This is a genomic window from Capilliphycus salinus ALCB114379 (assembly GCF_047276495.1).
GTDB lineage: Bacteria > Cyanobacteriota > Cyanobacteriia > Cyanobacteriales > Microcoleaceae > Capilliphycus > Capilliphycus salinus.
Window position 1 is genome coordinate 4,283,081 of record NZ_CP178543.1, and the last position, 24,355, is coordinate 4,307,435.

At 40.2% G+C, this 24,355-nt stretch carries 8 protein-coding genes; 6 read left to right on the top strand and 2 right to left on the bottom strand.

The genetic code is table 11. The features are described 5' to 3' along the window. Positions 1 to 550: 550 nt before the first annotated feature. Positions 551 to 12,280, top strand: coding sequence for a CHAT domain-containing protein (locus tag ACL6C3_RS17730; RefSeq protein ID WP_413160311.1), 11,730 nt, complete (start codon positions 551 to 553; stop codon positions 12,278 to 12,280). 84 nt (positions 12,281 to 12,364) lie between these two features. Here ACL6C3_RS17730 and ACL6C3_RS17735 read toward each other — a convergent pair whose 3' ends face one another. Both ACL6C3_RS17735 and ACL6C3_RS17740 read right to left on the bottom strand, forming a co-directional pair. Then, on the bottom strand, positions 12,365 to 14,107 hold the full coding sequence (locus ACL6C3_RS17735) for a ShlB/FhaC/HecB family hemolysin secretion/activation protein (protein WP_413160313.1): 1,743 nt from the start codon (positions 14,105 to 14,107) through the stop codon (positions 12,365 to 12,367). 140 nt (positions 14,108 to 14,247) lie between these two features. Then, positions 14,248 to 15,009, bottom strand: coding sequence for a DUF928 domain-containing protein (locus ACL6C3_RS17740; protein WP_413160315.1), 762 nt, complete (start codon positions 15,007 to 15,009; stop codon positions 14,248 to 14,250). 470 nt (positions 15,010 to 15,479) lie between these two features. Between ACL6C3_RS17740 and ACL6C3_RS17745 the strand changes: the two genes are divergently transcribed. The 5 genes from ACL6C3_RS17745 (at position 15,480) to ACL6C3_RS17765 (ending at position 24,273) form a co-directional block, all read left to right on the top strand. After that, positions 15,480 to 15,710 (top strand): hypothetical protein, encoded by a 231-nt coding sequence (locus tag ACL6C3_RS17745; protein ID WP_413160316.1) that lies wholly within the window; start codon positions 15,480 to 15,482, stop codon positions 15,708 to 15,710. A 157-nt stretch (positions 15,711 to 15,867) separates the two neighbouring features. Next, positions 15,868 to 17,736 carry a CHASE2 domain-containing protein gene (locus ACL6C3_RS17750; RefSeq protein WP_413160318.1) on the top strand — a complete coding sequence of 623 codons (1,869 nt, stop codon included), beginning with the start codon at positions 15,868 to 15,870 and terminating at the stop codon, positions 17,734 to 17,736. A gap of 107 nt (positions 17,737 to 17,843) precedes the next feature. Continuing rightward, on the top strand, positions 17,844 to 20,543 hold the full coding sequence (locus tag ACL6C3_RS17755; RefSeq protein WP_413160320.1) for a type II CAAX prenyl endopeptidase Rce1 family protein: 2,700 nt from the start codon (positions 17,844 to 17,846) through the stop codon (positions 20,541 to 20,543). 714 nt (positions 20,544 to 21,257) lie between these two features. Continuing rightward, a complete protein-coding gene (locus tag ACL6C3_RS17760; protein ID WP_413160321.1) occupies positions 21,258 to 23,174 on the top strand; it encodes an ATP-binding protein in 1,917 nt (638 codons plus the stop codon). Next, a complete protein-coding gene (locus ACL6C3_RS17765) occupies positions 23,152 to 24,273 on the top strand; it encodes a response regulator (protein ID WP_413160323.1) in 1,122 nt (373 codons plus the stop codon). Before ACL6C3_RS17760 ends, ACL6C3_RS17765 begins: the two co-directional genes overlap by 23 nt. Positions 24,274 to 24,355: the final 82 nt, after the last annotated feature.

The window sequence follows — 24,355 nt, forward strand, 5'->3', positions numbered from 1 at the left end:
ATATAGGTAATCGGAACTGGGCATACGGACAATTACTTGAACACCAGAAAACGCCAATAACTAAACACGTTAAAATCAAAGGTGATCAATCACCCTACGATGGAGACAAGGTTTACTGGGCTAAAAGATGTCACAAACATTCAGGGTTAACCAAAAGACAACAAAAATTGTTCAAAAAGCAGAATGGTAAATGTAAGTATTGTAACGCCTTACAATTTGCAAGCAACAAGAGCGAGAGCAGTTTTTAAATTTCCTTGCAAAAGTATTAGAGGTTGATTCTCAAATGTTGCACATAATATTAATCCTGCGCTCCGACTTTGAACCGGGTTTTTTAGATTCCGCACTAAAATATTATTGGACAGGCGATCGCTTTCCAGTGAGGGTTACAGTTGTTCATCTAAAAGATAAATTTGTGTAAATGCGGGGATTGATCCTAACAATTTCTTTTTTTTTCAGAACAGAAATTTATGGTAGGCTGTGGGGCAGCTAGGCTTATTCTCAATTCATATCGCTAACTTACTCCGTTGTTCGCCTTAAGTTGGTAGCTATTATGACCTCGGTTCGCCTTTTCTCTCGGGTGTTATCTGTATTACCGATTACATTTTTTAGTAGTTTACCCACCTTTGCGGTTTCTTCCCAACTCCCAGAACGTTTTGCTGTAAATTCTGATACTTTTTCCGAAGTTTATCCGGTTCCGGGTTCTGAAGTTCTCCTCGCCCAGGCTATTACTCCCGCAAATGATGGGACGGGAACGGTGGTTACGCCCGATGGAAATCGCTTCAATATTGAGGGGGGAACTCGTTCGGGAGATGGGGAAAATTTATTTCATAGTTTTGAGAAATTTGGACTGGATGAAGGTCAAATTGCTAACTTTTTATCTAATCCCGAAATTCGCAACATTTTAGGTCGGGTTGTGGGTGGGGATGCCTCTATTATTAACGGTTTAATAGAGATGACGGGGGGCAGTTCTAACCTGTTTTTAATTAATCCATCGGGGATTTTATTCGGGCCGAACTCTCAGTTAAATCTTCCCGGTGATTTTACCGCAACGACAGCCAACGGGGTGCAATTTGGCGAGGAATGGTTCAACGCCGAAGGGTTAAATAACTACGAAATCTTAATGGGAAATCCGACGGGGTTTGCTTTTACAATGACTAACCCCGGAAGCGTGATTAACTTAGGAACCTTAGCCGTTGAACGGGGACAAAATCTAACATTATTGGGCGGAACGGTTGTTAACGCCGGACAACTTTCAGCCCCGGAAGGACAGGTGATTATTACTTCGGTTCCCGGTGAAAATTTTGTTAGAATTAGTCAGGCTGGACAACTTTTAAGTTTAGAAATTCAACCGATAGTTCCCGGTAGCAGCCAACCGAATAATTGGTCAATTCCGATTACCAGTTTACCCGATTTATTAACAAGAGGGGCGAGTGGGTATGACATGGTGGCAAAAGTTAACTCCGATGGAAGTGTAGACTTAACCGTTTCTAATACCACCGTTCCCGTCAATTCTGGGACAACTATTGCATCTGGAGAGGTGGATGTTTCGGGAGAAACAGGCGGAACTGTTGGGGTTTTTGGGGAAAGAATTGGGGTAGTTGATGCTAATATTAACGCCTCTGGAACCAATGGGGGCGGTACGGTTTTAATAGGCGGAGAGTATAAAGGACAGGGAGAGGTTCCCAATGCGTTAAGAACCTTTGTTAATCGCAATACGATTATTAATGCAGATGGTTTATTAAGCGGAGATGGCGGACGGGTTATTGTTTGGGCCGATGAAGTAACGGGGTTTTATGGGAATGTTAATACAAGAGGGGGGAGTGAGTTAGGGAATGGTGGATTTGTTGAAGTTTCGGGGAAAGAAAGTTTAATTTTTGATGGAATTGTTGATACTTCGGCGGTCAATGGAAGTGTTGGGACGTTATTACTTGATCCTCGAAATATTACAATTTCCAACGAACCCAGTTCTCCGGGAGTCGATGAGGGATTACCTGATATTTTTCAAGATGATTTAGCCAATCAAGACGTTACCGTTAATTCTACGACGCTAGAACAGCAAACTGGAAATGTAACTTTAGAAGCCACTGAAAATATAACAATTGCAAATGGGGTTTCTCTCATTTTTGTAGAAGGGGACGGTTCAATTACTTTTACCGCCGATGCAGACAATAATAACAGTGGTAATTTTTTAATGGATCAAACTCAATCCATTAATACTGTGGGAAGAAACCTCACCATTTCGGGAGTAGAAATTACGATGGGAAGAATATCTACTCAGGGAACAACACCTCCGGGGGGAAATGTTACTCTGAATGCTGAAAGAAATAACGGCACAATTTTTGTTCAATCCAATGATAACAATATTGCAGCCATAGCTACAGACGGAGGAATTATCACGATGACTGCGGGAAATGACACCGCAGAACAGGGAGGTTCAATTCAAGTCAATGGTCAAATCAACAGTGGAATTTTCCCATCTGCTGATGATTCTGGAGGAGGAGATATTGAAATTAATGCTTTAGGAAACAACAGTTTAATTGATATAAAAACACCAGATGATGATACTACAGAAGTTGATCTTACTACTCCACTGGTAACAAACGGAGAAGGAGAGATCAACCTGACAGCTTCGGGAAATGGTGGTCAAATTCTTATTACAAATGGATTGGCAGCCATAGATAATCAATTTGCGGCTATAGTTACAGAGAGAGGAAATATTACACTAACGGTTGGAAATGAGACAGCTAATCAACGCAGTTCTATTAAAATAAGCGGTGATATTAATTCTACAATGTCTCCTTTTCCCATAACAGTTACTCTCAATTCGTTAGGAAATAGCAGTGAAATTGTAGTACAGCGAATAGCAGCATCAGGAGGAATAATTAACCTTAATGCAGGGAGTGAAACAGCTACTCAATCTAGTTCAATTAGAGTAGAGGATTACATTGGGACATCCAGTATTAGAGGTGGAGAAATTAATATTAGACTTTTTGGAAATAATAGTACCTTAGATGTAGGGGATCTCCGCACAACCGGAGGAGAGATTGATATTACCGTTGGTGATACTAATAGTGAAGGAAGTCAGATTAATATAGGATCAATAGATACAGATCGGAATGATATTGATCCGGGTTTAGATCCTAATAATCCAGCCGATAGTATAGCTAATATTGAACTTAATGCACGGGGAAATGATGCTCAAATTACGGTAGGAAATTTGAATACTACCGGAGGAAACGTTACTCTTGCAGCAGGAAATGACACAGCAACTCAAGGCGGTTCTATTACTATTGCTACTCCAGAAAGTTTTAATCCTCCAGAAGAATTTGCTACTATCAGAACAGGTGGGGGAAATGTTATTCTGAATTCTTTAGGAAATAATAGCACAATTACCCTTGATGCTCTCGAAGGATTTCCTGCTATAACTACAGGAGGAGGAGCGGTTAATTTTACCGCAGGAAATGAAAACGCCACCGAATCAAGTTCGATTACAATTAATGGTGAAATTAATACATCGGGTGGAGGTAGTGGAGGAGATATCAATCTCAATGCGTTAGGAAATGGGGGTGAAATTACAACAGGTATTTTAGGCACAAATGGAGGAAGTGTTAACTTTACCGCAGGAAATGAAACCGCAACTGAATCTAGTTCAATTACCATTAATGGTGAAATTAATACATCGGGTGGGGGCGCTGGAGGAGATATTAATCTGGATGCGTTAGGAAATGGTGGTCAAATTATAATAGGAAATTCCGATATAGTAGGTAACTTAGGTACAAACGGAGGAACAGTTAATTTTACCGCAGGATATGAAACTGCAACTGAATCTAGTTCAATTACCATTAATGGTGAAATTAATACATCGGGTGGAGGTAGTGGAGGAGATATCAATCTCAATGCGTTAGGAAATGGGGGTGAAATTATTATCACGGGAGACTTAAGTACAGGTGGAGGTAATATTACCTTTAGTAGTAGCCAAAACTCAACAGCATCTCCCAACGGGGCGACTCTTATTGTTAATAGTAATCAAGAATTTAATTCAGGTACGGGTACAATATTATTTGATAACGTTGGAGTAGAAGCAGGAAGTAACACTCTAACTCTAACAGCAAATGAGATTAATTTTGATATTAGTGGAAATAATCGATTAATTGCTGGAAGTGGAAACCTCATATTACAACCCTTTAGTTTAGATCAAGAAATTACTCTGGGAACAGAAAACGACCCAAACAATACTAGCCTCAACTTATCTCAAAACGACCTCAACTTAATCAATGGCTTTAGTTCGATTATCATTGGACGGATTGATTTACAGGCGAATATTAATCTTGAAGAAAATACACTATTTTCTGATCCTGTAACCCTACAAGCAGGTAGCGGTTCTATTTTATCGAGTAATAATAGTGGAATTACCGGAACAGATAATGCTTCAATTACATTAAATGCTAACCGTGAAATTAATATTGGCAACCTTCAAACCAATGGAGAAGTTATTCAGTTAAATGTTAATAATGGTGCAATTCTCACAGGAGATATTTTCACGAATGGTCAAGACTTTAATCTCGAAGTTGGTGATGGATTTACAACCGAATCAACTCTAGTTCAAACCGGAAATATTAACACTTCATCAACAACAACTAACGGCGGAAATATTAACCTAGATGTTCAGTCAGGGAGTGGAACAGCTACCCTACAAACCGATGATTTAATTTCCACTTCTACGAATGGTGAGACAGGTTTTATTACCATCAATGCTGGTTCTGATAGTGGAAATAGTACGATAACAATTGGTAATATTAATCCTGCAATTCTAACGGGTCAGGGTGCGAATATTTCTTTCACCAGTATTACTGCAAATGATGGTACTATAACTCAGACTCAAAATGGTTCAACTGTTACTTTAAATAACAATCAAATCTTTAACGCGGGAACGGGAACAATTAGCCTCGATAATGTCGGTATTGCTGCGGGAAATAATAACTTAACCCTCACCGCAGATGAAATTAACTTTGATGTTGATAATAATCGCACCCTTTCAGGAAGTGAAAATTTAACCCTACAACCCTTTACCCCAGACCGAGGAATTAATATCGCAAATTCTGATAACACTGACACCACAACTCTGAATATAACTCAAGCTGAAATTGACTTAATTCAAAATGGATTCAACTCAATTACTATCGGACGTGATAACAGTAGTGGAACCATTACTGTTGTTAATCCCGTTACCTTTAATGACCCTTTAACCCTACAAACACCATTGGGTGATATTATTGTTAATGGGACTTTAACCGGATTAGATAATGCTTCGATTACCTTAACAGGTTCAGGGGAAACAACCATACTCAATGCTGATATTATTACCGCTGGAAATCCCATTACAATTAATGATAGCGTTGTTGTTGGAGTAAATACTGTTAATCTCGATACGACTAATAATTTGAATCAACCGGGTGCAAATATTACCATTCTTGGAACTGTCAATGGAACGAATCCAAATATAGAAACATTAAACCTCACCGCAGGGGTTGGAGATGTTAACTTTAACAATGCAATTGGCAATTTAATTCCTCTCTCTATACTGCAAATTAATAGTGCAGCTAATGTAACATTTAGTAATGCGTTAACCACAGATAATATTACTCTAACCAGTGATGAAATTAACTTTGAAGGCGGTAATAATTCAGTTACCGGAAACTTTATTACTCTCGAACCCAATACCGTTAGCAATATAGCCATTGCGGGTTCAACGGATACCGAGACAGGAACACTCAACCTGACAACCACTGACTTAGCTGCTTTAAATAATTTCGAGTCTATCTTTATTGGACGGTTTGATTTTAATGGTAATATTTTAATTGAAAATAACGCTCAATTTTCCGACTCCGTTACTCTAGAAGCGGGGAGTGGTTTAATCATTTCAAATAATAATGCAGGAATTATCGGAACCGATGATGCTTCTATTACTCTGAATGCAGATAGTGAAATTAATGTCGGTCAACTCTCAACAGAAGGCGAAGCAATTAACTTAACCTCAATTGGTGATACTGGACAAGTCACCACAGGAAATATTACTACAAATGGCGGAAATCTTAATATTTTAGCGGGGAACAACTCTACAGAAAATTTAACTCCAAATTCGATTACAACCGGAACAATTAATACCTCATCTAACAGTGGAAATGGCGGAAATGTTAATCTAGATGTTCAGTCAGGGAGTGGAACAGCCACTCTCCAAACGGGTGAAATCAACACAACTTCTATTAATGGAAGTGGAGGAGTTGTTAACCTGAATGCGGGTCAAAATACGGGAGTGAGTAACATCACTGTCGGAAATATTAATTCATCTGTTAATGGCGGTATTGGCGGAAATATTATCTTCAGTAGCTTTATCGGACGGGAACAAGAAGTGTTGAGTCCAGATGGTGCAAATTTAACTTTAAATAGCAACCAAACCATTAACGCGGGAACCGAAACAATTACCTTTAATAATGTCGGTGTTGTCGCCGAAAATAATAATTTAACCCTCACCGCAGATGAGATTGATTTTGATATTAGTGGAAATAATCGGACAATTTCAGGAAATGGGAATTTAACCCTACAACCCTTTACCGCCAATCAAAATATTACGATTGATGGAACAGACAGCGAAGCATCTACAACCCTTGATTTAACCTCAAATGAACTCGGGTTATTGAACAACGGATTTAATTCAATTACCATCGGACGAACCGACTCATCCGGTACTATTACCATTGGAAATAGGGTGACATTTAATGACCCGATAACCCTACAATCTCCCGAGGGTTCGATTAATATTGGCGGGATAATCACCGGAAGGGAGGATGCTTCTATTACCCTCAATGCTAACTTAATTAATCTCAGCGAAGCCATTACAACGGACAACCAAAATATTACCATTCAAGGTAATGAAATTAACCTCAACGGAAACACAACACTGGATACTGATAATACAGGTGGCGGCGATATTAGTATTAACGGAAATGTTAACGGAAATTCTGACCTTACCCTAACAACAGGAACGGGAAATATTAGCTTTTCGGGGACAATTGGCGAAACTCAACCCGTTGGAAATATTACCGCTAATAGTAGCGGAATTACCGAATTTAGCGGAACGGTTAACGCCAATAGTTTAACCACAGATGCGGGGGGTTCAACTCAACTCAATGGAAATATTACCACCACAAATAACCAAACCTATAACGATGCGGTGAACTTGTTGGGTGATGTGACATTAGATAGTAGTAATGGAAATGGAAATCTAAACTTTACATCAACAATTGACGGAAACTTTAACTTACAACTCAACTCCGGTACGGGTAATATTACACTCGGAACCGTCGGAGATAATCAACCTTTATCTTCCCTAACCGTTAACAGTCAAGGTCAAACTAATTTAGGGGGAAATATTACAACTAATGGTTCCGATGGTGTGAACTTTGAAAACACTGCAACTGTTCAATTAAGTGATAATATTATCATTGATACAAGTTCGGGAAATGGAATAATTAACTTTAGTCAAGCAAGCATTGATGGAAATTTTGACCTAGAACTTAATGCGGGTAGCGGTGAGATAAACTTAGGAACAGTAGGAAATAATACCCCGCTTAATTCTTTAAGCCTTACAACCACTGGCTTAACGACTTTAAATAGTAATATAACAACAAACAATAATATTGACTTCTCTCAAGCAACGGGTGGAACTCAACTCAATGCTGATGTTGTTATTACCAGCAATAACGGGAATATATCATTTGAAAATAGTCCGATAACCGGAACAGGAAACAGCTTAACTCTGGATACAAGGGGAGAAATTTTTCTGGATAATGTTGGTGAGAATAATAATGAAATTGGAGGCGTTACTATCACCAATGCGAATATTGTTAATTTGTTGGGTAATATCTATACAGATGGGGGTATAAACTTCCCCAGTGTAACAACAATTAACCTCAATAATGAAACAGTTAACCTGGAAACCGATAGCGATAATGGAAATATTAACCTTTCGGATGCTTCTGTTGAAGGAAGTGGCGGATTAATTATTAATGCGGGAAGTGGTCAAGTTAATTTAGGTACTTTTGGTAATAGTATTCCCCCTGAAAGTTTAACCGTTAATACATCTGGCTTAACCACTCTCAATGGAAATCTCACCATTAATAATAATATTGATTTTACTCAAGCCACAGGTGGAACCCAACTTAATACAGATGTTAATATTACCAGCAACACCGGAAATATTTCGTTTGAGAATAGTCCGATAACGGGAACAGGAAATAGCTTAACTCTAGATACATCAGGGAATATTTCACTTAATAATGTTGGTCAAGAGGGGAATGAATTAGGAGAATTAACGATTAGTAACGCCAATATTGTAGATTTATTTGGTAATATTTTTACCAATAATAATCTAGACTTTACAGGTGCATCAACTGTTAATATTGCGGAGAGTTCAGTAACACTGCAAACCAATAGCGTCAATGGAAATATTAACTTTTCAGGTGTTCCAATTGAAGCCACAGAACCCGTAAATCAACTGATTCTTAATGCGGGAAATGGTAATATTACTTTAAACAGAGTAGGAACTAATATTCCTCTAAATTCTTTATTGATTAATACTACTGGTGAAACGAGTTTAGCAGGTGATATTAATATTGATGGGGTTGATGGAATTACTTTTGAAAACGCTACAAATATTATTTTGTTAGATAATGTGATTATCAATACCGCTTCAGGAAATGGCAGTATAAACTTTAATAATGCTACCATTAATGGTAATTCTAATTTACAACTTAATGCGGGAACTGGTAATATTACATTGGGAACAGTTGGAAATAATATTCCTTTAAATATTTTATCCATTAACACCAGTGGATTAACGAATTTAGGCGGTAATATTAGAATCAGTGGAACTGATGGAATTACCTTTGAAAATGCAACCAATGTTGTTTTAACCAATGACGTTCAGATTGATACAAGTTTAGGAAATGGAATTATTAATTTTGGAACTGGAACGGTTGATGGTAATTTTAATTTACAACTGAGTGCGGGTAATGGTAATATTATTTTGAGTACATTCGGAGACAATCAGACTCTGAATTTACTGGATATTCAAACCACAGGAATAACAACGCTTAACGGTGATATTACGACAAATAATAGGATTAACTTTACTCAAGCAACGGGTGGAACTGTACTAAATACTGATGTTGAAATTAGTAGTAATAATGGCGATATTGACTTTAATAATAGTCCAATTTCAGGAACAGGTAACAATTTAACACTCAATGCACCCAACGGAAATATTACTCTAGATACCGTTGGAACCAGTGAGAATGCGTTAGGTGAAATCACCGTTAATAGTAGTGGAATTAGTCGATTTAATGCTACCGTTAACGCCAATAGTTTAACCACAGATACAGTAGGAACAACTGAACTTAACGCTGATATCACCACAACGGGAGAGAACGGTCAAAACTACGGTGATGCAGTTAACCTCTTAAGTGATATTACCTTAACGGGTGACGAAATTAACTTTAATAATAATGTCTCCGGTGAGAATACCAGCTTAACGTTACAGCCTTTTAGTTCCAATTTTTCGATTGAAATCGGAGGAAGTAGCAATGACAATCAGAGTGTTTTAAATTTAACGAATACCGAGTTAAACTTATTGCAAAATGGTTTCAACTCAATTCAAATAGGTGGCGAGAATACAGGAACAATTACTGCTGCTGGAAATGTATTGTTCCAAGATACTGTTAATCTTCAATCTGGTACAAGTTCTATTGAAGCCACAGGATTTACAATTACAGGAACGGATAACGCCGCCATTACATTTAATGCCAATCAAAATATTAATGTCAGTAATATTATCAATCCTAACGGTAATATTAGCCTGACTACAACCAACGGTTCAATTAATGCTAATGATTTGGTTAGTCGTTCGGTGAATTTAACCACAGGAGGAGGTAATATTACTCTCAATTTTAATCAAAACTTTTCTTTAAACAATCCCAACGTTCAGACTAATGGTGGTAATTTTAGTATCAACAGTCCGGCTTTTATTCAACTCTTAGGAAGTGGAAATATTCAAACAACCGGAGGAAATATTACCCTATCAGGAACCGAAATTAATAGTGAAATAGACCTCAATTCTAACAATCCTCAAGGTCAAGGCGGTAACATTAATTTAACCGCAACAGAGGGAACAATTTCCACCGAAAATTTGAATAGTTCCGGTTCAACAGGGGGTGATATTACTGTTATCGCTCCCACTGCAATTATCACAGGTCAAATCAATAGTAGAGGTACTGTTGGGGATGGTGGAAACGTGATTCTTGACCCGGTTGGTGATGTTGAAGTTGAGTTTATTGACGCCCAAGGTGGGCCGAATGGTCGAGGGGGAAATGTACTTTTAGAATCCACAGGCGGATTTGTGCGAGTGACTGAATCTTTTCTCGACCAAAATAACATAAATGCCAGCATTTCTACCGCAGGCGGACAGGGAGGCGGTTCAATTACGATTCGACATCGAGGTGGGTTAGCCGAGGAACCGATTGCTAGTTTTGAAATAGGAAATACTAACCTAACAGAGAATGATAATGGCACAGCAGCCGCCATTACAACAGGTGAATTTACCCTTGAGTCTGGGGAAACTTTTCCCGAATCTTTTACGCGCGGAAATATCGTTCTTCAAACTGATGATATGGAACAGAATAATGATGATATGGAACAGAATAATGATGATATAGAACAGAATACTGATGATAATATAGACACATCTAATACTATAGATTTACCCAATACTGATAATATAGATACACGAATACCACGTGGACAGTTTACTGATAATGTAGATACATCCAATCCTGATAATACAGATACATCTGATACTGATAATACAGATACATCCGATACTGATAATATAGATGTTCCATTGACACCGATTAAAGAGCTAGCAGTTAATGCTGAAGTTACAGAAGTTGAACAGAGATACACTCAAGATTTTGAAGAATACTGGGGAATGTCCGCCAGTAAACCTGCAAACAGTTTAGCTGAAACCCGTGATGCGTTGAGTCAAATTGCCGAAATTACAGGAATTAAACCCGCCGTTATTTATGTTAATTTTGTTCCGGTTGAATATAATATAGAAGCTCAACAAAATCAGATTGATGCGAGAGAATATCAATCGGAAAATTCTTCTCCAGCGAGAGGAACAGACCAACTCGAATTAATCTTGGTGACGGGAGAAGGTCAACCCATTCGTAAGCGAATACCCGGAGTAACTCGTCGGCAAGTTTTGTTAGAAAGAGATAGTTTTTTGAATGAAATTTTTCCTTCAACTCGCTGGAGTGAAGATTCTTTCTTACCCCATGCTCAACAATTTTATCAATGGTTAATTGCCCCATTAGAAGCCGAATTAACTGCTCAAGAAATTGGCAACTTAGTTTTTATTATGGATGAAGGATTAAGAACTTTACCCCTCGCCGCTTTACATAATGGGGAGCAATTTATTGTTGAAAAATACAGTGTCGGACTCGCACCCAGTATAACCCTAACGGAAACTAATTTTAGTAATGTTAGAAACGCTCGTGTTTTGGCAATGGGTTCAGAAGAATTTCCGGCTGACTCTAGCTTATCTCCTTTGTATGGGGTGTCAGCAGAAATCAAAGCTATTACAGATATTTTTGGAAATGGAGAATTATTTTTGAATGAAAACTTCACAACTGAAAATTTAATCGAAGAGCAAGAAGCGACCCCCTTTGGTATTATTCACTTAGCCACTCATGCCGAATTTAATTCCGGACAACCGAATAATTCTTATATTCAGTTTTGGGATGATAAACTCAGACTCGACCAAGTGCGAAATTTAGGATTGAATCAACCACCCGTAAAATTATTAGTATTAAGTGCCTGCGAAACGGCTTTGGGAAATCTAGAAGCTGAGTTAGGATTTGCCGGGTTTGCGGCGAAAGCGGGAGTCGAGTCAGTGGTCGCCAGTTTGTGGAGGGTTAATGATGTAGCGACCTTTGCACTCATGGCTGACTTTTATCAAAAATTAACCCAAGCGCCGATAAAAGCCGAAGCTTTAAGACAAGCTCAAATTGCTTTAATTCGGGGAGAAGTTCGCATAGAAGGTTCGCGCCTAATTTTACCGGATCGAGAAATTCCTTTACCTGAAAAATTAGTCAATGCTAATATTGAAACGTTTTCTCAGCCTCACTTTTGGGCGGCGTTTACGATAATTGGTAGCCCTTGGTAGGTGAAAAACTATCAGACGGCACTCGGGTCTGAACACAATTTTTAAGCGAGAAACTATGAGTTTAGTCTACAACAGACAAACAGATTAAAATCGATAGTTAATACTAAAATAAATCCCATCATCTTGAATATTATCGCCCCGATCGCGAAAATCGACCAAAGGAAAACCGTAGTCAAGCCGCAAACTCATTCCATTTACCCCCAGAAATGGGTCCCATAAAAACCCAAAACCCGTACTCACCAAAAAAGTTTGACGGGGTAATTTATTGGGATTATCAATTTGATTCCAAACGGAACCCATCTCAAAAAAAGGTGAAATTTGAATGATCGGATCGCCAGCAGAATTTCGCCTCAAAGTAATTCGATCTTCTATCGAAAACCGAAATCCATTGTCCCCAGTTCGCAAATTTTGTCGATAACCTCGAACGGATTTTCCGCCCCCAATTACAAACTGTTCGGCGGGAAGTAAACTATCCGCAGTAAGCTGAAGATCGCCCCGAATAATGACTAAATGATCGGCACTCACTAATTGAACCCGTTGTACCTGTCCTAACCAACTAAAAAATCGACTATCCGGTATGGGAGAATCGTTTACAGTCGCATCAAAAACATCAATTCCAAAGTTAAATTGCGATCGCAAAGACCAAGATCCCTCCGAGTCCCGTTTGAGATAATCTTGACCGAATTTAATCACCCGAGTTCGGCTATTTCCATCTTCATCGGGGCCGATAACAAACGGTCGCGGTACATCTTCAAACACAAAAGTTTGACCATTTTGGATGGCAAAACTCAACGATAACGCCAATTCTTCCCGAGGATTTCTAATAATGGGTTGTCGATAAGCCAATTCATAACGGGCTTGAGTGCCGCGAATATCCAACTCATCAAAAGGTTCCTGAGTCACTTCATTTCGATTCGGAGAAACCCGTAATAATATTGTACCATCTTTGGCATTAATTGGAAGTCGATAAGCAAAATCATAGACATCAGTTCCTCCCGTAGTCGAACGAGAATAAGAAGCTGCTACATCATCGCCAATTCCGGTTAGATTTTGAAATCCCAAACTAATTCCCGTTCGTTCACCGCCCACGCTAGGAGGCGAATAATTATCAATATTGACACTTCCAAAAAACCGCCTAGCCTCCTCAACTCTAACTACTAATATACTTTCTCCAACTTCCCCACCCGGACGCAAACTTGCTTCAATATTACTAAATAAAGGATTGACTCTCAGTAACCGCAATTGATCCTCTAATTTCTGAACATTTAAGGGAACATCCGCACCCAATTCTATGCGACTGCGAACATAACTCGGATTTAAGTGTCTTGTTCCTTCGATTTCAATATTTGACAACCGACCTTCTGTAACTCGAATTTCAACCACGCCATTTTCAATCCTTTGAGAAACAGGTCTGGCAATAGATGTGATATACCCCCGATTAATATAAAGTTGCGTAATTTCATCGGCAACTTGTCGCAATTCTTCTAAGGTTAATTCTCGACCTTCAAACGGTTCAACAATCGGATCGAAATCTGACTCATCAAAAACGGTACTTCCGGTCACTTCAATCTGACGAACAAAAATTATAATTTGTTCAGGTTCGGGTTCGGGTTGAGTTTCTAAAGGTTCTGAAGGATAATTTTGGACAAACGATTCAAATTTATAGATTTCGGGTTTTAAATCTATTTTTACTGGGGCATGATTCTCAAAAGAGAGCAATTTAAATTGTTTCAAATATTCCGAAGCAAAACCCAGATAAATTGTCGATTCTGATAATGATAAACATCCAAAAAATGCCAATTTTAAAACGGGTATAAAAGGGGACATACTCGGGTTTAATTTGAGTTGGGGGATGGATACGCAATGAAAAAGGAGAGGTTGTTCTTGTTGCTGACAACCCCACTAAAACCGGGGTTCAACATCAACCTAAAACCCACGCTTAATCAATGTAATACCGGAGAATCAAGCTATTTGACTGAACAACAATCTGTTATGGAAGTGTCCACAAATTCTTGTAATTCTACCGATTTTAGTAAGTCAGACCAGTTATTCGTTAAAGTAGAATTCGTTGGATTAACGCGCATTTTTTGAAGAGTATCGGTTAAAGTATCATACCAAATACTGTTGTTTGCATCAACAATATTAGCTTCTTGAGTTAGATTATTTTGGAGTTGACTGTTCTGATTTTGACTCGATTGAACTCGCTTTATCCAACCATTAACTTTGGGATTATTTAAGGCATCATCCGAACCACATTCGAGTTCAAAAAACCAACGATACTCTTGTTCAAGTTCGAGGGGTTTTGCAGTTGAGGGTAACGTAATCCCAATAATTCCTGGGGTTCCTGATAGCTGAACTGAAATCGGTTCTTCGAGAGCCGGACGCCTATTTTTATCTAATATTATTAATTCCGCCTGACGAATATCTGTAGAATTATAAGGAACATAAAACCAGAAGGTCGGATATTCTTTTGTGGTTAAACCCAAGTTGGTTTGAGGAATTAAAGCGGTTAGAGGGGGTTGCATTGAGGGACAGTTTCCGCTTCCGCGACTCGCTGCACCTTGACGATTACCGGGTCTGGTTTTTCCATCTGCGTCAAAATTGAAGTCGTCGCTGGCTAACTGAAAAGATGAGCTAACCTTTGAGAAGTTATCAATTCCATAAGATAATTCTCCGGTTAAGGTTAGGAAGAATAATAGAGTTGCAAAGTAGAGATTAATCCGAGTCATTTTTGCTATATAGTTTTAGGAAAGGTCGCTTTTATAATAACACCAATTAGTAGAAATGCAAATCCAGATAGAATAATTAGCAGCCAACCTCCTCTTGTTAAAACAATATAACCAATTCCATCGATAACCATCAGATTAATACTTCCGACTCCCCGAGAGAATCTTGTGATTCTTTTGTTGCGATTCAAACAGAAAGTAAATAGAACTTCTCCCCCAATCCTCAATCCTAAAATTAATATAAATTCTCCCCTGTTTGGTCATACCCCCAATTTAGATAGCTAGCCACAGAAGGTTTCCTCAGACAACTACACCTGAAAGCAGGTCGGAAACAACTGACCTATACTTTTGGCGCTTGTAAAAAACTAAACTATGGGCGAGTTGCCTTTCTGAGATTTCTCAAGTATAGTGGTACTATTTTCTGACCTCATTAATGTTAAACTGTCTTCAAACGCTGTTATACAGTTTCTCCTATGGCGAGTACAACCATCGGTTTTAGAATTCCAGACCATCTTCACAGGAGACTGGAGGAATACAGAAGAAAAGCCCGCTTAAGTAAAAGTGAGGTAATTGTCAGTGCTATTGCTCAATATTTGGGTGCGGTTGAAGACGTTCCTTTTAGTCAGAGGGTAATTGATTTAGAAGAACGGGTTATGACCTTGGAAGCTGAACTACTGAAAATTAAAGAAAATATTCATTTGTAATAGCTTTAAAACAAACATACATAATTAAATCATAAATTTATCGGGAAAAATAGAGATTTTTTAGAGCTTAAAAATCGGCTTTAAAATCCGAACGTAGAACTCCCACTCTCAAGATCATCCATTCCAAATCCTCTCTTAATAACCGTACATTTTACTTATGAAAACCATCTTAATTTTATCGGCAAATCCCGCAGATACAACTCGGTTACGTCTGGATAAAGAAGTTCGGGAAATTAAAAAAACCCTGAAACAATCAAATCAGAGAGACGAATTTAAGGTGATTTCAGTCGGAGCGGTTCAGATTGATGATTTACAACAAACGCTCTACGATTATCGTCCCACAATTGTACACTTTTCGGGTCATGGTTCGGGAAATGAGGGGTTAATTTTAGAAGATAGTACGGGTCGAAGTGTATTGGTAAGTGAAGATGCGTTAGCCCGATTATTTCAAGCCTTTCAAACGGAAGTTGAATGTGTTTTACTGAACGCTTGTTATAGCCAAATTCAAGCCAGAGCGATTCATCAAAATATTGATTGTGTTGTCGGGATGAATCAAGCGATTGGAGATGAAGCAGCAATTAAATTTGCGGTGGGATTTTATCGGGCGTTAGGGGCGGGAGAATCCTATCGAAATTGCTTTGAATCCGGTCGGACTTTAATTGATTTGAACGCCTTGTCAGAATCGGATAAACCTCAAATCAAATTTAGGCCGAGAAGAGAAAGTTTAGCAATCGGTTCTAGTCAAAACTCTAAAAAAGCTATTAAATCCATTGAAAAAAACGTTCACTCTTCAGCTTATCAGCCCAAACCCATGCTTAGATCTCGATGGAATGATTATAGAAATATCTTGGCGAGCAGTATAGTAATTACAGGCTTAGTCATGGGCTTTCGTTTTCTGGGAATACTCGAAACTTGGGAACTCAAAACTTTAGATGCGTTAATTCGGTTAAAACCCGATCAACCTCCCGATCCTCGCCTTTTAATTGTCACCGTAACCGAGTCAGATATTCAAGCGCAAAATCCCAATGAATTACGAGGTTCTTTATCAGATCCGGCGCTGAAACAGTTATTAGAAAAACTCAATCAACATCAACCCCGAGTCATTGGTTTGGATATTTATCGTCCTTTTCCGGTTCAACAAAATCAGCAAGATTTAGCAAACCTGTTAAAACAAAGTAAAAATTTTATTGGTATTTGTGAATTGGGGGGTGATGAAGATAATCCTTCTGTTCCTCCTCCCGATGAAGTTCCGCTTCAGCAGGTTGGGTTTAGTGATGTACCCCTCGATCGCGATGGAATTGTTCGGCGTCTGTTTTTTGGAATGAGTTCAAACCCCGAATGTAACACAGAAAAATCCTTTAGTTTTCAAGTGGCTTATCATTATCTCCAGGATGAAGGAATTGAGTTTAAACGCATTTCAGACAAGACCTTTCAGATCGGTTCAGTCGAGTTTAAAAAGCTTGAAGCTGCAACGGGAGGTTATCATCGATTAGATGCAATGGGATATCAAATTCTGCTGAATTATCGCTCTTCTCAAGCTCCCGCTAAAACAGTAACATTAGGTCATATTCTCAACGATCGCTTTGACCCAAAATGGATTGAAGATAAAATTGTTTTGATTGGGACAACTGCCGAGAGTATCGACGATGGCTTTCTAACTCCTTACAGTGCGGGTTATTCACCGCTTAAATTTACTCCCGGAGTCTTTATTCAAGCTCAAATGATCAGTCATATTCTCAGTGTTGTTGAAAATGATAGACCCTTGCTGCGGGTCTTGCCGGAGTGGGGAGAATTTGTTTTTGTTTTAGGATATGCTTTCATCAACGGAATCCTTTTTACTCTATACTTTGACCAACAAAAAAAGATCATCATAATATCCTGTTTTGTCATTGGTAGCGTCAGCCTAGTTGGTCTCAGTGTAATTGGATATCTTGCTTTAATGAAAGGAATTTGGCTGCCCATTTTTTCCTCTGGAGTTACATTAATATTGATGAATGGTTTTCTAGTTTTGTCCTCTGTTAGTTAGAGCAAGATCTCGCGACCATCTGTTTGAACACAATCAAGGCAGTCAACAATACCTGTAAATCCGTCCCCAACCCGATATTTGCTGAATTTCCAAGGAGCCAAAACCCCATGCGTGACGGGCAAATGAAGCAACAGTACCGATTTTTCAGCCACAGACGATGGCTTGGGTCTATCCTCTTGGGGATTGTCGGCATCGCGATCGCACTGGAATTGCATCTGCTTTCGCCCCACATCACCATTGCCCAAGACACTCCCCATTCTAACGGCGCTTTCGATACAACCGTTGTTGCCAGCAAAAAAGCGGCCCCCTTCAACCAACTGGAATTCTATCCCATTCAACAAACCCTGCCGCCCGACTTATATCGTCCGACCGGGGAGTGGATGGGCCGTTTAATCTTACCGAGAGTCGAGCAGATCCAACAGTGGCAGCAAACCACCGGGGAAACCGACTTTGCCTGGTTGGAAATCTATCACGCTCCGGCCGCAAATCGGGCGTGGGAGGGGAAAATTGTGCGGTTGGCTTGGAAAAACACCCCCCTGACTCAAAAATACGTTGAGACGGCGACCCGAGATGTGAGGTTTACCCCGGATGTACAAAAAAGCATCGATGCGGGACGAATTCATCCGGTGCGACTCAACGGGCGGGATCGGGTCGGGCCGTTACAATCTCTGGCGGGATTTCGCCCCAAAGATGATGTAACGGTGGTACTCAAGGGCAATATTCAAGTTGAAGGCAACAGTTCCACACCTCCCCCCGCCCCTTCGGTTAACTCTCCGGTATTGCGAATTGAGCGGGAACCGGCTATGGAAACCGGGCGGTTTGTGGCTTTGGTGCAACTCATCGAACCCGTTGCACCGCCCGACGGTTATACCCGGCAGAGCCAATGCCCGGGAGGGCAACCCTGTGCCAGCGAGTTTTTTAAAGTCCGACACTACAACCCGACCACTCAACAATTCGATGGCACCGAAGCCATTATTCGCATTCCCCAACAGCCCCCCGATGGAAATGGTGTCTTTTTCTCCACTCCCGGCGACCTAGAAAAATCCCCGGTGGGGAAAGCCGGTTGGTACGTTTACGGCGCTCAGGATCGAAAGGGTATATTCACGGTGCAGGCCCTCAAACCGCGATCGCTATTTCAACTTGCCCCCTCCCAAGTGATTTTGGGTCAATCCAAGGCATTGGGGTACATTCGCTATCAAAATTGGGCCGATACCGAGCAACGAAAAGGAAACGCCCAGTCGGTTTTGGTGAATCCTCGGGCGAGTCAACCCTCATCCGCCCTCGCCGAATGGCAAACAGACTTCAATACCGAAACTCCTCTTGGCACTCGCGCCCTGGTGATTCACCTGTTCGGATCGCGGGGGGGCGAAGGCAAACTGGGCGAAAAAGGCTTCCTCCGCACCTATACCGGACACTTTGCTTATGGTTTGGGTGAAGTGGTGCGAGATCCGTTCACCCAAGAACCGCAGTTTGAGATCACCTACGTGCAGATTTACGCCAACAACGGCCCCGGGATTATGTCCGGTGTCAATACTTGGGCGAACTACATGGGCAATCTCTACCGGGGGAAAATGGGGACGCACCCGGTTTCTGATGTTTTGGTGAAATTGGACACCCTAACCGAAGACTACCAGTTTGGGACGGTTCGGTTCTCGCCGTTCAGACAACTGTTGGCGGAACTGAGTTTGGTCGCGGCCCGCTATCGAATAGGAGATGGCACCGGCAGCGCGTTGATCAGTGCGGCGACCTCCTGCGTGCAAGATTCCAATCAAGCTCTCTACAAAGCGTTACGCCAGTTTCAGCGGCAGGTTGAAAACAATCCCGAAGCGATGGCGTGGATGAAAGCGAACCCGGATGCCCCCGAAACCCAACGCTTTCAACGCCTGGTTCGCCTGGGTCTAGATTTGTATAACGAGTTAACACCTTTGGGAGTGGTTCGTTGGGATTGGGACAACAATGCTGATGTCGTTTTGGGAACCCAACCGGAAGGTAATTTTGTTAGCCTCAGTCAGCTTACGATCCGCAATATTTTAACCGGGTTGCTATCCTGGCGGACGGCTTTACCCCGTCAGGGTCACGATGAGATGGCTATTTTATATCTCAAAAATGGGGCGAGTCTCTGGTTTCTACGACCCAACCAACTGGGGGGCAATGACCCGAGCATTTATCCGATCGCCCCGACCTGGGCAATGGGAGGCTTTACGCTGCCTTTTAGCAATGTTCCCTGGATTTCGATTCTGTTGACCCGGATATTTGGCTCGCTCCGCATTCCCTATGGGGTGGGTTGGCTGGTCGCTTGGGTGGGGCTGGCGAGTTTTGGGACTGTTGCCTACTGGATGGGTACGGGTTCGGGTTTCCTGGGATGGCAACCCTGGCCGGCGCCTTGGTATCGGAAGTTGGGGGTCGCCGTCAGGCTTTTCTTTGTCCCCGCTTTGGCTGAAGAATTTGTTTTTCGGGTATTGCTGATTCCCGAACCGGGGCGTACTGGTACGATTGAATGGGTCTGGTGGTTGTTTGCCTTTTTCAGTTTGTTTTTGTACGTTATTTATCATCGAGTTAACGCCCAATTTTTCTTAAAATCGGCAAGACCCCTGTTTTTCAAGCCGATTTTTCTCCGACTTTGCGCTTTGTTGGGTTTAACTTGTACGATTGTTTACCGGATCACGGGTTCTTTGTGGACGATTACCCTGATTCATGGGTTGGCTGTATTGATTTGGATTCTTTTTCTGGGAGGAATGCAGCAGTTACAAGCTACACGGCGAGTTGGCGAAGATACTGTTAATATGAGTTTTACTCCCAATTCCTGAATAAACTCTATTTGAGAAAAAGGATAATTATCAATGGATAATTGACAATTGATAATTGATCATTAATTAATCAGGTTGAAGACCTCTCCTGATCCATTATCCATTATTAATTATCAATTATTGAATGAATCGGTCAACAATCAATTTAAACATCTCTTTCTATAGATTTGACTTCAAAATCATGTTGAATCATTGCCAAAATAAGTAGACCTATTCCCAATACAATTAGACTTCAACCCAAAACGTGAGTAAGTTTCATAAAGCACTGATTTACACCCGGACTGACCATGTACTACATTTTGTCGTGCCGAATCGGGGCTACAAGTTAAAGACAATAGGAGATCAGGCGATCGCCAAATGTGATTATTGATGAGAAATGGCTATAATGATTATTATGTAAGGCTTTGGGCTGACGACACCCAGATCGTCTCGACGACATTTAATTTGTCACTGTACAGTAAGGCTTTGGGCTGGCGACACCAAGATTGTCTCGACGACATTTAATTTGTCACGGGACCAAAATCGCTATAATCGTTATTGTGGGGGGATTACAGCGATTTAATATTTCGATGACACCAAGATTGTTAAGACGACAAATAATTAGTTAATGTACACAATAGTAGTAGGCTTTGTGTCAATAGCAGAGCCTCTTTTTTGAGAATTTCTGTATCCAGTCTCTCTCCGGTAAAATCAGGTTTAGCATCGATAATTAAAATGGACAAGCTTCACTTCTCCAAAAGAGGTCAACAGATGATTCGCAAATGGCTGATGTTGCTCCAACGACTGTCACCAATTCGGGGAATGCTGACGTTTCTCAGAAATGCCAACGCTTACCCAGAAAATTATGGAAATTTAGCCGATCTTTCCTATGAAGCTTGGCGGAATCGCTTTCTGCTAGCGAGATTAAATTTAGCTTTTGGGTTGGTTTTATGGGCTTACCTAACAAGTTTTGTGCTGAACTTAGCGCGTTTCTTTTATGTGGGCGAGGCTTTTTTTGATAAGCACTTAATCATTCAATTGATTGGGTTATTTAGCTTATTTACGGGTATGGGAGTGCTGCAAACGAACTGGGGGCGTCATCATCTCGGCATAATTTTTCTGGGGCTTTCTTGGTCTTTAGAAATGAACGAACAAATTATTGAGACCGTTTTTGAAGTTCTCAAACCCAGTCCGGTTAGTTCCTCCCTTGTTAGCCCGGAACTTATCGGTTGGGGTTCAACATTTTTCACACAGGCGACTTTAATTCCGGTTTGCTGGCCCCTGCATTTGTTATCACAAATTATTACTTTGGGTTACTATTTTGGAATTAATCGTATATTTGGCTTTGATACGATTCCCAACTATAATGAACCCTTGCGATTAATTTTGATGTTGTTTTGGATTTGTTTAATCTGTGATTTATCGGTTTATTTGTACGAACGTTTACAACGGGCTGAGTTTAACGCTCGTCAGCAACTTGAAATTGCCGAAGCCAAATATCGAAATATTTTTGAAAATGCTGTTGAAGGATTATTTCAATCTACGCCGGAAGGACGTTTTTTAGACGTGAATAATACCTTAGCTCGTATGTGTGGCTATCAGTCACCTCAAGAAATGATGGCTAAAATTACCGATATTGGACGTCAAATGTATATCGATCCCCAACGTCGTGCCGAATTTATCCGTTTGATAGAAGAACAGGGCTGTGTCTTGGCTTTTGAGTCTCAAGTTTATCATGCAGATGGTCGTATCATTTGGATTTCTGAAAATGCCAGATCCGTGCGAGATGCGGAGGATAATATTATTATTTATGAAGGAGATGTCGAAGAAATTACCGAACGAAAACGAGCGGAAGCGGAAATGCGTAAAGCCTTACAAAAAGAGAAGGAACTGAATCTCTTAAAGTCTCGTTTTGTTTCGATGATTTCCCATGAGTTTCGCACTCCTTTAACAACGATTATGGCATCAACAGAAGCTCTAGAATATTACGGACATCGCTGGACTGAAGACAAAAAAAATAAATATTTCAAACGGATTCAAGTCACCATTCAACACCTGACCGATCTCCTGAATGATGTTTTGATTATCGGCCAATCAGAAGCCCATAAACTTCCCTATAATCCCACAGTTATCGATCTGGATTCCTTCTGCAAAAATTTAGTTGAAGAAATTCAAATTGCCGCCGAGAATCAGTGCAATATTAAATTGAGTATACACGGGAAGTACATCCTAAATAGTTTAAAAAAAGACCCCAATAACAATTCAAAAATCTATTCGGTCTTTGATGAAAAGCTCTTGCGCCATATTTTGATAAACTTACTTTCAAATGCGGTCAAATATTCGCCAAAAGGAGGTTTAGTTGAAAGCAAAGTTTTTTATCAAAAAAAACAGGTTGTTTTCACCGTAAAAGATGAAGGAATTGGGATTCCCCCCGAAGATCAAAAACACTTATTTGAATCTTTTCATCGAGCTAGAAATGTAGGTACAATTCCGGGAACGGGTCTAGGATTGGCAATTGTTAAACGATCTGTTGATAGATTAGGCGGAAGAATTACTGTACACAGCGAAGTTGGAAAGGGTACAATATTTACAGTAGCCCTACCCTTGAAAGTTAAGGAGAGAGAAATCGATGAAGCGGATTTTAGTCATTGAAGATGAATCCGATGTGCGGGAAATTATTCTTGATATTCTAGAAGCTGAAGACTTTTCTGTAATTGGTGCAGAAAATGGGCAAGAAGGTGTTAAGGTTGCACAAGAATATCTTCCGGATTTAATCATCTGTGATGTAATGATGCCGGAAATGGATGGATATGATGTTTTAAAAAAATTACGGGAATCCAAGGCAACTTCAACGATTCCTTTTATTTTTTTAACGGCGAAAGCTACTCGCGAAAATCTTCGTCAAGGGATGAATTTAGGGGCTGATGATTATTTAACGAAACCTTTTAGTCGGAAAGATTTACTGGGTGCCATTTCCAGTCGCATTCAAAAAAAGGATGCCATTGAACAAGAAACACAAGAACTTCTCGATGAACTGAGAAGCAGTTTAACGCTTTCACTTCCCCATGAATTGCGGACTCCTTTAAATGGAATTCTCGGTTTATCTCAACTGTTGATGGAAGATTTTGAAGAAATGGAAACCCATGAAGTTAAACCGATGTTAGCGGATATTAATGCTTCCGCTCAACGCTTGTATCGATTGATTTCTAATTTTCTACTGTATGCAGATTTAGAACTTTTAATTCACGACTCGGAACGGATGAAGTTTTGGCCTCAAGGTTCGGTTAAAGAACCCAACACCTTACTTCAAAAAGTCGCCGAGGAAATGTTGAAAATGTTCCCCGAACGTCAGGGAGATTTGAATGTAGAATTGAAATCTAATAGAGAAATTATAATTCCTGAAAATATTCTCGAAAAAATAATAGAAGAACTCCTGAATAATGCGTTTAAATTTTCCAAACCTGCCGAAAGGGTTTACATTAAAACTAAAAGTATTCAACCTCAATATGAGATAGAATTTGTTAATGAAGGGGAGGGAATGACGCCCAGTCAAATTGCTAAACTGGGGGCTTATAAACAATTCGATCGCAGCCGTTCAGAACATCAAGGAGCCGGATTAGGGCTGGCTATTGTTAAACGTCTTTTAGACATACATGGGGGAGATTTGAAGATTGAAAGTATACCGAATAAAATGACAACTGTCCGGGTTAGTTTACCCATTTATAGCCCAGAAAAAAGTGAGGAACCCTAAATCGATTCTCCGCCTAAAAGTTTGAGACAGAGAACTGACCGAAGATCGGTCAGATCCGAATAAATTGCTGTCAATTTCTGCT

Bases quoted from the DNA above. Each gene is read 5' to 3' on its own strand.
- ACL6C3_RS17730 (WP_413160311.1), top strand. From the start codon at position 551: ATGACCTCGGTTCGCCTTTTCTCTCGGGTGTTATCTGTATTACCGATT.
- ACL6C3_RS17735 (WP_413160313.1), bottom strand. From the start codon at position 14,107: ATGTCCCCTTTTATACCCGTTTTAAAATTGGCATTTTTTGGATGTTTA.
- ACL6C3_RS17740 (WP_413160315.1), bottom strand. From the start codon at position 15,009: ATGACTCGGATTAATCTCTACTTTGCAACTCTATTATTCTTCCTAACC.
- ACL6C3_RS17745 (WP_413160316.1), top strand. From the start codon at position 15,480: ATGGCGAGTACAACCATCGGTTTTAGAATTCCAGACCATCTTCACAGG.
- ACL6C3_RS17750 (WP_413160318.1), top strand. From the start codon at position 15,868: ATGAAAACCATCTTAATTTTATCGGCAAATCCCGCAGATACAACTCGG.
- ACL6C3_RS17755 (WP_413160320.1), top strand. From the start codon at position 17,844: ATGCGTGACGGGCAAATGAAGCAACAGTACCGATTTTTCAGCCACAGA.
- ACL6C3_RS17760 (WP_413160321.1), top strand. From the start codon at position 21,258: ATGGACAAGCTTCACTTCTCCAAAAGAGGTCAACAGATGATTCGCAAA.
- ACL6C3_RS17765 (WP_413160323.1), top strand. From the start codon at position 23,152: ATGAAGCGGATTTTAGTCATTGAAGATGAATCCGATGTGCGGGAAATT.